Here is a 13,659-nt window from a genome sequence, read left to right as displayed (position 1 = left end):
ATTGGCAGACAAGACCGTCGTGGCTCGAGCTCGCAAGCTCGCCGCCGGGTTGCGTCAATACCTGGAGAACAACGCCGAATCGTTACCGGACTATGGCCGACGATATCGCGCGGGCGAACGCGTTTCGACCGCGTTCGTGGAGTCGGCCGTCAATCAGATCATCGACAAGCGCATGTCGAAGTCACAGCAAATGCGCTGGTCGCCGCAAAGCGCCCACCTGATGCTCCAGGTGCGCATCCGCGTCATCGACGATCGGCTTCGCCAGGACTTCGAACGGTGGTACCCCGGCTTCGCTGCCAACGACGCAACTCTCCGAATCAGCGCGTGACCCCACCAAAATGAACGCTCTCCTATCGGGCACCGGACGGACGGTTTGTCGCACGCCTGACAACCATGCAGCTACAGGTGCTCGCCGATACGCCGCGGGCTGCGACCCCGCCCCACCTTTATAGAAACAGCGGCAAGGACTCGACGACGGCTGAACGCCGACGTCGCGGAGACGCAGGGCGACTGGCCCGTGCAGCAGGTTTGCCGCGGGTTGAACCGAGCCGCCGGTTCAGATCCGACAGCGCCTTGCAGATCGATGTGCGTGCGGGAATCTCCGTCAGTGTCAGTTCAAGCCGGTCCAGCAGTTCCAGCAATCCGACCTCCGCAGCCCTCGTTCGTGCCAGCTTCCGCTCCTGCATAAGACCGCTCCCCTGATTGTGCCGACAACGCACGCGTTGGCGTCGATGTCACCACGAATCGTCAAGATCGAGCGACATTTGCGTTCTGGTCGGTGCGCCGTGACCTGAGCCGGATGGTTCGCGTCGTGGCAACGTAAGTTTGAACACGTCAAGATGAAACACCGCCGCCACACCGACCCTGACTGTGCGGTCGAGCACCTGCCCCAAGTGGTCGCCGCCAGTCGGGAAATCGCTGCAACCCGACGCCTCCTGGGACACCCTGTTCACGCTGCGTCCGCCAGCATCGACTGACGACACTCCGACGCCGAACACCGGCACGCGTACTGCGCGCGAACATCTTCATCGAGGGGATCGTCGATCGCCAGCAGATATTCAATAAACAGTTCTTCGCCGGCGTCGATCGGCCGAAGCGTGTGAATGAAGATGCGCCCGGCGTCTTCGATGGTCTCGCAGTTGGGCGCGCACGCGTGGTTGAGCCACCGTGCGCTATTGCCACCGCGGCTGCCGTCGATCACGCGCCCGTCCGACAGACCAAAAAGGAATGTGTGCCCGGCGACGCCTTCGCGCCGGTGACGGCGCACGGCATCGCGCCACGCCGTGATTTCACCCTTGTACTCGAGCACGCGCTCGCCCGCTGCGAGCGATCGCAGCGCAAACACGCCTTTGCCATGAACTGAAGACCGCCGGACAATCACGCGCCGCATATCGTTCCCTTGCTGGTATCCGCGCAAGTATAAGACCGGGACGACCCGCACAGTGGCATCGGGTAGCACAGCAGCGTGCCGATTGGCGGGCACACGGCTTCCCGGCGAATCCGTGATCGTTCCGTTTCCGTAACGGTCCATCCGTGCAATGACGAGAAAGTCGTCGCGTTACCGAAGCAAAAATGGGCGCAGTCCAGTCTTCCCAAACCCACCCCGTTACTCACCGTTACTCACCGCGTTTTCAGATACGCCGCGTACAGTCCGGCATGCAGATCGCGCAGCGCCTTGCGGCGCTCCACCAGTTCGTGCTGGTTGCCCTGCCGCTCAAGGCTGAGGATCTGCAGCAGTAGCCGCACTGCCCGCTCCGGCGCCGTCTGGCGCGACGGCTGGGCTTCGCGCAGCAGCGTTGCCAGGCCGGGTTTTTCGGTCAGCACCCATGCGGGCAACCAGACAAGATCGGACACCTGACCCGCCCCGTCGAACGTCGCGTCGAACTTTTTGCGCAGCGTATCGATGGACGTGTCGGCAAACCGGTGCAGCAGATCGGCCAGACGGACCGAGGAGAGCCAGGCCAGTTCCGTCAGCAAGGGCAGCGCCGACTCCAGCCCATCAGCGCGATAGCGCGCTTCCGCCATCCACGCCAGCGGCGCCGGGATCCGGCGCCACGATTCGATCCGCTCGACGGCCCGCCTGGCCTCTCCCCAGTCGCCCGCGCGCAGCCAGAGTGGCGCCGCATGATGATCCCGCTCTTCAGCGCGAAACGGCAAGGCCGCGGCCTGCTGGGCCACCGCGCGCCAGCATGACGCCGTCCACGCCTGTCCTGCCGCGTCGCCCAGCAGGCGCCGTGCGGCCGGCTCAACCGCATCACCCAGGTGACGGCAGGCTGTAGCCAGCGCCCGATGATCGGCGAACGGCGTGGCGCTGTCGCCTTCGAGCACCCCGATCAGGGTCGCCAGTCCGGCCAGCGTTTCGTTGTCGGGGAAGTCGTCGACCAGTTTCTGCCAGGCCTGCCGGGCCTCTACCGCATCGCGGCGTTGCAGGGCGTCCAGCACATCGTTACGCAACATGACGTCACGGCTGTCGGCAAAGATATCGAGCTGCTGCATGGATTGCTGCATCATCATCCCGCTCAGAAAAGTTGATCGTGAAGCGCGCTCAGGCTCGCCCATTTCACCGTACTGCGGAAGGTACGGCCATCCTCGTCCACCGATTCGATGATCACGCGCTGGCCGCTCGCCTCAGCGACCACCCGCACGATCCGCTCGCCATAGCGCATCAGGGCCCCGATCGGCGGGCAGACCGGGGCCTTGCGACTGGTCCGCCCGGTTCGTCCTTTCCCTTCTTTGCGCGGGCGGTTCTTCGGTTCCATCCGGCCTAGCCCCGCTTGCGGCGCACGGCGGGTTTGCTGCCCGCGGCCGGTGCCGTCCGCGACAGGCGGTTGACCGCCGGACGGGTGGCGGTTGGGCGTGCAGGGGCGGCTTTCGCACGCGCTGGCCGGGCCGGGCTGGCCTCCGCCTCGCGCGACGCCGCGAGCTGCGCCTGCAGCGCCGCGTTCGTGGCCTGCACGGCATCGAGCCGCCCCTGCAGCACGCCGGCCTGATGGCGGGCGTCACCGAGCTGCGCCTGCAGCGCCTCGACCACGCGACGATGCTCCGCCTCGCGATGGTCGGCCCGCTTCACCGCGTCATCGCGTTCCTTCTGCAGCTTCGCGGCGGCGCCGCGCTCGCGGTCGATCTCGAGCAGCGCGCGCTTTTCCGACGCACGCAGGCGCTGCTCGGCGCGCTCCGCGCTCTCGCGCAGCGTCCCGAGATCGCGCGAGAAGCCTTCGCGCACTTTTTCCAGTTCACGGTCGCGCGCCGTCATCTCGCGCTTCAGCCGCACGACGTCGGCCTCGAGCGCCTGTCGCGCCGCGTGCCCTTCGGCCTGCGCCTTGTCCAGCTCGCGCACCTCGACCTGCGCGGCCAGCAGCGCGGCGGTGCGCTGCTCGAGCGCCGTCTCGACGCGACCCAGTTCGTCGCGGGCGGCGACGACGGCCTGCTGCGCCTCGACGCCCTGCGCCTCCACTTCGACGCGCAGCGCGTCGAGCGCGCTCCCGGCTGACGCGGTCGCACGCGTCCACAGCGTCGCGACCAGTTCGCCCGCCACATCACGCAGCTCCGCCGGCAGGTCCGGATGCTCGATGCGCACCCGGCTCTTTTCGCGCAGTTCGGTCCAGAACTCGCCGAGCACCGCGGTCGGCGTGCCCATGCTGCCGCGCCTGACGAGTTGATACAGCCGGTTCGCGGTCGGCGTGATGCCGAAGCGGAAGAACAGCAGCGCGCAGACCTCGCGGTACAGCTCGCGCGTTTTCGGGAAGCCGGCCTTCAGGCGGTCGATTTCGGCGGCGAGGCGGGTCTCATCCGGCAAGGCGTCAGATAAGGCGTCAGAGAAGGCGTCGGACATGGGGGCGGCGGGCGAAGGATCTGGCCAATAATACAACGTAAACCGCCTGATATCTAACCCTGCAGGGTCACTCTTTTGACATTATGTGTATAATGTTGAATATCTGAGACCTGAGGCGCGCATCATCACGCCCCCTGACACCCGGCTCCGCCGCATCCTGCTCCCATGAAAACCGCCCTGCCCGCCCCGCGCCCGCTCGATGCGCTCGAACTGCCCGCCGGTCTCGATGGCCGGCACGGCACGAACCGTGCGCACGGCCGCACGCAGGTCGCCGCCACCGATGATCTCAGCGCAATGCGCGCGTGGCTCGCCCGCTTCACCAGTACGAAAACCACGTTCGACAACTACCGCAAGGAAGCCGAGCGGCTGCTGCTGTGGGCGGTGCTGCAACGGGGCAAGCCGCTGTCCTCGCTGACCCATGAGGACCTGCTCGTCTACCAGCAGTTCCTCGCCGATCCGCAGCCGGGCGCACGATGGACCGCCAGTGGCGGACGCAAACACCCCCGCAGCGATCCGCGCTGGCGGCCGTTCTACGGCCCGCTCGCCCCCGCCAGCCAGCGGCAGGCGATGGTGATCCTCAACGTGATGTTCGCGTGGCTGGTGCAGGCCGGCTATCTGGCCGGCAATCCGCTCTCGCTGTCGCGCCAGCGCGCGCGTCGGGGTCAGCCGCGCATCGTCCGGTACCTGTCGCCCGAACTGTGGCTCGAGGTCAAAAGCTGGATCCAGTCCATGCCGCAAGAGACGGCGAGGGAACGTGAGCACCATGCGCGGGTGCGCTGGCTGTTTACCCTGCTGTATCTCGGTGGCCTGCGGATCACGGAAGTGGGCACGAACACGATGGGCCGGTTTTTCCGTCGGGGCGACGAAAGCGGCCAGGACCGCTGGTGGCTCGAAGTGCTGGGCAAAGGCGACAGGGAACGGCTGGTGCCGGCCACCGCGGAAATGATGACGGAACTCGGCACCTACCGGCGAACCCGCGGACTGCCAACCCTCCCCTCGCCTGGCGAGGCCACCCCGCTGGTGCTGCCGATCGGCCAGTCACGCAGGCCACTGACGCGGGCCGCCCTGCACCGCATCGTGAAGGACGTCTTCAGCGGCGCAGCTCAAGCGTTGCGTGCCCGCGGTGAAGACCAGGCGCACCGCGCGGACCGCCTCGAGCAGGCGTCGGCACACTGGCTGCGCCACAGCGCCGGGTCCCATATGGCCGATCAGCAGGTCGACCTGCGACTCGTGCGCGATAACCTCGGCCATGCGTCACTGACGACAACCAGTCAGTACCTGCACGTCGATGATGACCGCCGGCATCGCGAAACCGGCGAGAAACACCGGATTGACTGGTGACCGGCGGCCACCCGAAGCCTGACGCCGGATCGGGAAACCGTCAGCGGTGAGCCTGACCGGCTCACCCGGGCGCAGGCGGACTTTTCCTGCGGCGAGCGCGGTCATGCGATGCGGCCCGTCAGCCAATGCCCTGAGCATGCGGCGCGGGTCAGCGTCCTGGGGTCGCCAGCATGGTGCTTCAGGCGCTTCGCGGGTGATCGCGCACGCGACCCCGCGACGCTGACCGGACAGGCGAAACGGGATCTGATGCCGGTCCACCGCCCCATCTGGCATCAGGTCAATCACGGCCATGCTCTCCACCCCATGAATCCAGCGGCGGACTTTTCATCGGCTGTCGCTGGTCTTTTCTGTTACAGAACAGATGGGAGGCCAGTGCGCGCCGCAAATATCAGCCACCCAGGTGACTCTCTCCGTGCAGGCTCTGCCCGGATCGCTGAAGACAGGCGTTTGCCGTTGACGGGGACGTACCACCACCAGACGGTTAGTTGCGTCTGAATGATTGATGTGGATCTCCAGGGTGAGTCTTGACGGGAACGAACTGGAAAGAGCAACGCGGAGGTGCAATCAACTGAATGAGCGAGCCGGCAACTCGCGAATGGCGCTCGCACGCCGCTTAAGGACGAGGATCGGGGACGCCCACCTGGGTTTGCGTTCGCGTGCGCAGATCGGCTGCAGTCGCCCATCTTCGATCCCTGGACCCGGCGCCGCTCAGGGGTGCCTCAGAAGTACTCCGGTCATTCGGTTGCTTAATCAGGACGGCGGGTGATCGGCCGTTCCGGTCATTCCTCTACTCGTGGAACGTGGCCATCGCGAATGGCCGGTTACCGGAACGCGAATGCCCGTTGTCGGACCCCACTACGGCCAGTGGACGCCTCATCAAGGAAACGGCGCTTTAGGGGGCGCAACGGTCACCGGCGCCTCAGCGGCTGACGACATGCTGCCGGCCGTTGCTTAGCTTAGAGGTCCCGGATCATTGGCTGAGGCCGCCGCGAACCGCGCGGCGGACATTTGGTCCAACAGGCGCTTTTTGTGGCGACCCTTCGTCTTTCATCGACCCATGCCGGTATCTTTTTTCGCCTGAACGGCCTCGGTGGCGCGCCTGGCCCCGTCCGACGTGCGCAGATACTCACCGCGGACGCGCCAGCCCAATCCCGAAGCACCTCCGTCGCCTGGGTGTATCCTGTGAGATGCCTGCTTCTGCAGCGTCGACGACGTGGAAATTCCATGTTGCAAATCGCTTTTTGAGCGCATCCAGCCCGGTTGTGGCGGACGAATGCAGCGTCCTTTTAACCCCATGACCGGTAGCAGCCTGAATGCAGGATGAACCCTTCACATGATTCCGCGCCGATGGGTAACAGCCCTAGCCTTCAAATCCTGTGGGACGATGGCGAGCGCGTTTTCTGTCGAGGCCAGCGCCCGGGCGATGGCGGCGACAACGTCCTGATTGTGCGGCCCGCCGCCGACCATCCGTCGCCCGCGAGCCTCGATCGCCTCGCTCACGAATTCCGGCTGAAGGACGAACTCGATGGCGCATGGGCGGTGCGGCCTCTGGAGCTGGTGCGCGACGACGGCCGGACCCTATTGATGCTCGAGGATCCGGGTGGCGAGCCGCTCGAACGGCTGCTCGGCGCGCCCATGGAGATGGAGAGTGTGCTGCGCCTCGCCGTGGGCATCGCGGCGGCGCTCTCCAGGCTCCACCAGCGGGGCCTCGTCCATAAGGACGTGAAGCCCGCCCATATCGTGCTGAACTGCCCGGACGGACGGACGCGGCTCACCGGCTTCGGCATTGCCTCGCGGCTACCGCGCGAGCGCCAGACGCCCGAGCCGCCCGAGACCATCGCCGGTACGCTCGCCTACATGGCGCCCGAGCAGACCGGCCGGATGAACCGCTCGATCGATTCGCGCAGCGACCTTTATGCGTTTGGCGTCGTGCTCTATCAGATGCTCACCGGCATGCTGCCATTTGCGGCAGCTGACCCCATGGAATGGGTGCATTGCCATATCGCCAGAAAGCCCGTGCCGCCGAGCGAGCGCCTGGAGACTATCCCGGCGCCGGTCTCGCACCTCGTCATGAAGCTGCTCGCCAAGACGGCCGAGGAGCGCTACCAGACCGCGGCGGGTGTCGAGCGGGATCTGCGACGCTGCCTTGTCAGCTGGGAGCACAATCGGCAGATCGATCCCTTCCCGCTGGGCGAACACGACACGCCCGACCGCCTGCTGATTCCCGAAAAGCTGTACGGCCGCGAGCGCGAGGTCAAGACTTTGCTCGCGGCCTTCGACCGCGTGGTCAGCAGCGGCGCGACGGAACTGGTGCTGGTCTCCGGCTATTCCGGCATCGGCAAATCCGCGGTCGTCAACGAACTGCACAAGGTGCTGGTGCCACCGCGCGGGCTTTTCGCGTCAGGCAAATTCGACCAGTACAAGCGTGACATTCCCTATTCGACGCTGGTGCAGGCATTCCAGAGCCTGGTGCGGCCGCTGCTCGGCAAGCGTGACACCGAACTGGCGAGCTGGCGCGTTGCGTTGCTGGAGGCGCTGGGGCCGAATGCGCGGCTCATGACCGACCTGATCCCCGAACTGAAGCTCATCATCGGGGACCCGCCACCGGTTCCGGAGCTCGAGCCACAGCAGGCGCAACGCCGTTTCCAGCTCGTGTTCCGACGCTTCATCGGCGTCTTTGCGCGGCCGGTGCATCCGCTGGCGCTCTTTCTCGATGATCTGCAGTGGCTCGACGTAGCGACGCTCGATCTGCTCGAGGACCTGCTGACCCGGTCGGATCTCCAGCACCTGATGCTGATCGGCGCTTACCGGAACAATGAGGTCGATGCCACCCATCCGCTGAGGGCCAAGCTTCAGGCCATCAGGAACACGGGTGCCAGGATCGATGAAATCAAGCTTGGGCCGCTTGCCCGCCAGCACATCGAGCGGTTGATTGCGGATGCGCTGCACTGCGAGCCGGAACGCGCCGCATCGCTCGCGCAGCTCGTGCAGCAGAAGACCGCCGGCAACCCGTTCTTCGTGACTCAGTTCCTTTACACGCTCGCCGAGGAGAATTTACTCACTTTCGATCATGACGCGGCATGCTGGCGCTGGGATCCCGATCGCATCCGTGCGCAGCGTTACACCGAGAACGTGGTCGACCTGATGGTCGGCAAGGTGACCCGCCTGCCGGCCGAAACACAACCGGCGCTGCAGCAGCTTGCCTGCCTCGGCAACGTTGCCTCGATCACGATGCTGTCGATCGTTCTCGAGACTGCTGAGGAGCAGGTGCACGCGTCGCTGTGGCCGGCGGTCCGTCAGGAGCTGGTCGAGCGCCTGGAAACCTCCTATCGGTTTGTGCACGACCGGGTGCAGGAGGCCGCCTATTCGCTGATCCCGGAAGCATTGCGCGCCGAGGCACATCTGCGGATCGGGCGGCTGCTCGCCGCGCAGACGCCCCCTGAGAAACGGGAGGAGGCGATCTTCGACATCGTGGGTCAGCTCAACCGCGGCGCCGCGCTGATCACCGAGCAAGACGAACGGGAGCAGCTGGCCGGGCTCAACCTGATCGCTGGCGAGCGCGCCAAGGGGGCCACCGCCTTCGCCTCGGCTCTGACCTATCTCAGTGTCGGTGCGGCGCTGACGGCGCAGGATTGCTGGACGCGCCGGCGCGAACTGGTATTTGCGCTGGAGCTGAACCGGGCCGAATGCGAGTTCCTCACGGGCGACCATGCGGCTGCAGAAGCGCGGCTGAATGGGCTTTCGACGCGAGCCGAAGCGACCATCGAGCGTGCGTTGGTCGCTTGCCTACGACTGGACCTGTACACGACGCTCGGTCAGAGCAGCCGCGCCGTTGACGTCGGGCTCGACTATTTCCGATATTTGGGGGTCGAATGGTCGCCGAATCCGACAGACGAGGAGGTGCGACGCGAATACGAGCGGTTCTGGTCGCAGCTCGGGAGCCGCACGATCGAGGACCTGATCGATCAGCCTCTTATGACCGATCCAGCATCCCTCGCGACGATGGACGTTTTGACCAAGATCGTGTCGGCTGCAGTCTTAAGGCACGAGAATCTCTATTCCCTCGCTATGTGCTGGGCGGTCAATCTCAGCCTGGAGCAGGGCAACGGCGATGGCTCGTGTGCGACCTACGTACAGTTTGGCTGTATCGCCGGTACGTACTTCGGCGACTACAAGACCGCATTTCGCTTCGGGCGGCTTGGCTGCGAACTGGTCGAGCGACGCGGCCTCAAGCGCTTCCAGGCCCGGACATATCTAGTAGCTGGATGTCACTTGATCCCATATGCAATGCAGGTCCGGACTGCGCGTGATCTGCTGCATCGGGGTTTTGAGATCGCAAATCACAGCGGCGATCTCATGTATATGGGGTGGTACAGGTGCTATTACCTTATCGAGAATCTTCTCGCAGCGGGCGACCCGCTCATTGAGGTACAACGCGAAGCCGAGCATGGTCTCGCGTTTGCGCAAAAGATGCAGTTGGGGCACGTCATCGACGTCATCCCATCGTCCCTCGGGCTCGTGCGGACGCTTCGCGGCTTGACGTTGAAATTCGGCTCTTTCTCGGATGAACAGTTCGACGAACTCCAGGTCGAAACGCGCTTGGCGAGCAACCCCGAGCTTGCGCCCGCCGAGTGCTGGTACCGCGTCCGAAAGCTGCAGGCGCACTTCTATGCCGGGGACTATACCGCGGCCGTCCAAGCGGCATCCCGAGCGGAACGGCTGCATCCGCTTCTCTTGCGATTGCTGTTCACAGCCGTGGATTATCGCTTTTTCGGTGCGCTCTCCCATGCCGCCTCTTGCGATGGTGCATCAGCCGGCGAGCGGCAACAGCACCTCGATGCTGTCGTTACGCATCATAAGCAGCTCCAAGCCTGGGCGGAATACTGCCCGGAGAATTTTGAGAGCCGCGCCGCGCTGGTCGCCGCGGAGATTGCAAGGATTGAAGACCGCAATTTTGATGCGATGCGCCTCTACGAACAGGCGATCCGCTCGGCACGCGCAAACGGCTTTGTGCAAAACGAGGCGCTTGCCAACGAACTGGCCGCGCGCTTCTATGCGGGGTGCGGATTCGAGAGGTTCGCGCAAGTGTGTCTGCGGGACGCCCACTACTGCTACCAGCGTTGGGGCGCTGACGGCAAGGTACGGCAACTTGAGGAGCGGTATCCACACCTTTGGACGGAATCGCGTGCACCCGCATCAACGAGCACGAGCACGATTGGGGCGCCGATCGACCACCTCGACCTCGCGACCGTGATCAAGGTGTCGCAGGCGGTCTCGGGCGACATCGTCCTGGAGAAGCTGATCGAGATGGTCATGCGTACTGCGATTGAACAGGGCGGCGCCGAACGAGGTCTGCTGATTCTGCTGGAGGGCGGCGAACGACGGATAGCTGCGGAAGCCACGACCAGCGGCGAGACTGTCACCGTGCAGTTGCGCGACGAGCCCGTGAGCGGGGCGGTGCTGCCACAGTCTATCCTCTACCATGTCCTGCGCACCCGGGAGAGCGTCATTCTCGACGACGCCGCGGCGGAGCCTCCGTTTGCCACCGATCCTTACATCCGTCAGCATCGCGCCCGTTCGATTCTCTGCTTGCCCCTCATGAATCAGGCCAGGCTCACCGGCGCACTGTACCTCGAGAACAACCTCACTACCCGGGTGTTCACGTCGACCGGGATCGCCGTGCTGAGGCTGGTGGCCTCGCAGGCCGCGATCGTGCTGGAGGATGCCCGTCTGTACCGCGACCTCGCGGAACGCGAAGCGAAGATCCGGCGCCTCGTCGATGCCAACATCATTGGGATCGTCGTCTGGAATGCTGAGGGTGAGCTTCACGAGGCCAATGACGCCTTTCTGCGCATGGTGGGATACGAGCGTGACGATCTGGTCTCAGGTCGCGTACGCTGGACCGATCTGACACCGCCGGAATGGTGCGAAGTCGACGAACGGGCCCTGGCAGAGATCGGGGCCACGGGGCGCGCGCAGCCCTTCGAGAAGGAGTACATCAGGAAGGACGGCAGCCGTGTGCCCGTCGTGGTCGGTCCGACCTCTTTTGAACCGGGTGGCAAGGAGGGTGTCGCTTTCGTGCTCGATCTGACCGAGCGCAAGCGTGCCGAACGCGCGCTACAGGACAGCGAAGAACTTAAGCGGAAAATCATCGAGAGCAGCAGCGACTGTATCCAGGTGCTGGACCTGGATGGAAACCTGCTGTTCATGAGCAACTGCGGTCAACAGTTGCTCGAAATAGACAATATCCAGTCTTACCTGAATACCCGCTGGGTCGACTTCTGGCAGTCGGAAGACCGCCCCAAGATAAGCGAAGCCATTGCTGCCGCAAGGGCTGGAGGAATTGGGAAATTTCAGGCGTTTTGTCCATCCGCAAAGGGAGCTCCGCACTGGTGGGAGGTAATCACCACGCCTATCTGCAATGCGGATGGCCAGCCCGAACAACTGCTTTCGGTGTCACGTGACATTACGGAGCGCAAGCGGGCGGAAGCCGAGGCCCATGAGAGCGAACGGCGCTACCACGAAGTGCAGACGGAGTTGGCGCATGCGAACCGCGTCGCCACCATGGGCCAGCTCGCAGCCTCGATCACCCATGAGGTCAACCAGCCGATCGCGGCGACGGTTACGAATGCCCAGGCTGGGCTGCGATGGCTGAGCACTCAGCCACCTGACGTAGAGGAGGTCCGGCAAGTGCTCCACCGTATCGTCAACGACGGTAACCGCGCGGGGGACGTGCTCGGCCGCATCCGATCACTAATCAAGAAGGCACCACCCCGGAAGGGAAGCTTGGACATCCACGCGGCGATCCGCGAGGTAATTGAGCTCACCCGTGGCGAAGCATGGAAGCACGGCGCCTCGGTGCAGACGCAACTCGCGGAGCGCTTACCGCTCATTGAAGGAGATCGGGTTCAGTTGCAACAAGTCGTCCTCAACCTGGTCATTAACGCGATCGAGGCCATGAGCGGCATCAGCGACGGCGTGCGGGAATTGCTCATCAGCACGGGAAGCGCCGACTCGGGCTGCGTGCTCGTGGCGGTGAGCGATTCAGGGCCGGGCTTCGCCCCAGACAGCGCCGAGCGCATTTTTGCCCCCTTCTACACCACAAAGTCCGCCGGTCTGGGGATGGGGCTGTCGATCTGCCGTTCGATCATCGAGGCGCACGGAGGCCGATTGTGGGCGAGCGCGAACGAGCCTCGCGGCGCGACCTTTCAATTCACCGTGCCCGCCCATCCCGATGCTTCATCGTGATTGCCACGAAGCGCGACGACCTCCTCGGTCTGAGCTGTCCGGCCGTTGTCAAGGGCGGAGCCGACGCTGGAATGTCCCAATGAGAGTGCAAGAGAACGCCGTTTCCGTTAAGCGTTGTTCGACGCCTGCCCTTGTCCGCTGCCCTTGAGTGCGCGAGCACGCGTGCGGGCTGATCGTGTTCACGCGGATGCGGCGCTCCTTCAGTCGAGAATCCAGCTACGTGCGAATGCGCGCACCGCGGCCTTCGAAGCCGAATACACGCTGAATGCAGCGGTGCCGGCGCTGCCTGCCGTCGAGCAGGCAAGAATCACCGATGCGCCCTCGGTGAGCAGCGGCAGCACCTTTTGCACCGTGAATAGCACGCCCTTCACGTTGCGGTTGAAGGTGTCGTCGAAATGTTCTTCGGTGATGCTGCCGAGGTGCAGCATCGAACCGCCGCCGGCGTTCGCGAACAGGACGTCGAAGCGACCCTGCTCTTCCTTGATCTGCGCATAAAGCGCGTCGAGTTCGCCGAGCCGGATCGAATCGACGCGCACGCCGGTCGCTTTGCCGCCTGCTTCGCGAATCTCGTTCACTGCGGCGTCGAGTTCGGCCTGACGGCGGCCGGTGATATAGACGTGTGCGCGATTCCAACGAAGTTGAGTGAGGCGGAGTTTGAGCAATTTGAAAATCATCTAGCGGGCCTCCCACCGTCGCCATGGAGGGCGACGGGGTTAAAGTGAGTTTGCGAAGTGCTTTAACCAGAAGGAGGCTGACATGAAATATAGCGGAATTGACCTGCATTCAAACAACAGCGTGGTGAGTGTGACCGACGAAACAGACCGGGTTGTCGCTGAGAAGCGCCTCTCCAACGATTTGTCGAAGATTCTCGCGTTTCTCGCGCCATGGCATGCGGAGCTCGCGGGCGTCGTGGTCGAGTCGACCTTCAACTGGTACTGGCTGGGCGATGGTCTGCAGGCGGCCGGCTTTACCGTGCACCTGGCGCACACTGCGGCCATCAAGAAATACGACGGGCTCAAGCACAGTGGCGATGAAACCGATGCGCGTTACCTGGCGCAGCTGCTGCGCCTTGGCATTCTGCCCACCGGCACCATCGAGAGCGTTCATTTTGGTGGGGTGGCGATGCCCCGATCGCGGTTGGTCGATGTCGGACAATGACGCTCTTCTTGAATGAAGGAGCTATCGCATGAAGTTCGACTTGATCCTGGCCGTGGACGATGGTGACGGCCAGGTCACCA

General features: G+C 64.3%; 7 protein-coding genes and 3 pseudogenes. 4 read left to right on the top strand and 6 right to left on the bottom strand.

Annotated features, from left to right (window positions below; genetic code table 11):
- Positions 1-328 (top strand): annotated as a pseudogene (locus HV744_RS35015) (ISKra4 family transposase); the annotation flags it as partial.
- Positions 329-446: 118 nt separating this feature from the next.
- On the opposite strand, the gene HV744_RS35010 reads toward HV744_RS35015, so the two are convergent.
- The 5 genes from HV744_RS35010 to HV744_RS34990 all read right to left on the bottom strand — a co-directional run bounded on the left by HV744_RS35010 (position 447) and on the right by HV744_RS34990 (position 3,832).
- A complete protein-coding gene (locus HV744_RS35010; RefSeq protein ID WP_175153840.1) occupies positions 447-641 on the bottom strand; it encodes a hypothetical protein in 195 nt (64 codons plus the stop codon).
- Between the two features lie 308 nt (positions 642-949).
- Positions 950-1,390 carry an SET domain-containing protein gene (locus HV744_RS35005; protein WP_175153839.1) on the bottom strand — a complete coding sequence of 147 codons (441 nt, stop codon included), beginning with the start codon at positions 1,388-1,390 and terminating at the stop codon, positions 950-952.
- A gap of 230 nt (positions 1,391-1,620) precedes the next feature.
- The gene (locus HV744_RS35000; RefSeq protein WP_246279359.1) at positions 1,621-2,496 is read right to left on the bottom strand and encodes a hypothetical protein; all 876 of its coding nucleotides are present in this window, start codon (positions 2,494-2,496) and stop codon (positions 1,621-1,623) included.
- Between the two features lie 23 nt (positions 2,497-2,519).
- On the bottom strand, positions 2,520-2,759 hold the full coding sequence (locus tag HV744_RS34995; RefSeq protein WP_175153835.1) for a hypothetical protein: 240 nt from the start codon (positions 2,757-2,759) through the stop codon (positions 2,520-2,522).
- 5 nt (positions 2,760-2,764) lie between these two features.
- A complete protein-coding gene (locus HV744_RS34990; RefSeq protein ID WP_175153837.1) occupies positions 2,765-3,832 on the bottom strand; it encodes a DNA-binding protein in 1,068 nt (355 codons plus the stop codon).
- Positions 3,833-3,997: 165 nt separating this feature from the next.
- On the opposite strand from HV744_RS34990, the gene HV744_RS34985 reads away from it, so the two are divergent.
- Both HV744_RS34985 and HV744_RS34980 read left to right on the top strand, forming a co-directional pair.
- Positions 3,998-5,173, top strand: a complete 1,176-nt coding sequence (locus HV744_RS34985) for a tyrosine-type recombinase/integrase (RefSeq protein WP_175153836.1) — start codon at positions 3,998-4,000, stop codon at positions 5,171-5,173.
- A 1,320-nt stretch (positions 5,174-6,493) separates the two neighbouring features.
- Positions 6,494-12,421: an ATP-binding sensor histidine kinase gene (locus HV744_RS34980; protein WP_246279358.1), complete on the top strand. Its 5,928-nt coding sequence runs from the start codon at positions 6,494-6,496 to the stop codon at positions 12,419-12,421.
- A gap of 123 nt (positions 12,422-12,544) precedes the next feature.
- Here the strand turns inward: HV744_RS34980 and HV744_RS34975 are convergent.
- Positions 12,545-13,044, bottom strand: a pseudogene (locus HV744_RS34975) (SDR family NAD(P)-dependent oxidoreductase); the annotation flags it as partial.
- Positions 13,045-13,177: 133 nt separating this feature from the next.
- On the opposite strand from HV744_RS34975, the pseudogene HV744_RS34970 reads away from it, so the two are divergent.
- A pseudogene (locus HV744_RS34970) lies at positions 13,178-13,516 on the top strand (IS110 family transposase); the annotation flags it as partial.
- Positions 13,517-13,659: the final 143 nt, after the last annotated feature.

This window comes from Paraburkholderia ultramafica (genome assembly GCF_902859915.1).
Taxonomy (GTDB): Bacteria; Pseudomonadota; Gammaproteobacteria; order Burkholderiales; family Burkholderiaceae; genus Paraburkholderia; species Paraburkholderia ultramafica.
The sequence above is the reverse complement of the archived record's forward strand: the minus strand, read 5'-3'. Positions and strand labels throughout refer to the sequence as shown.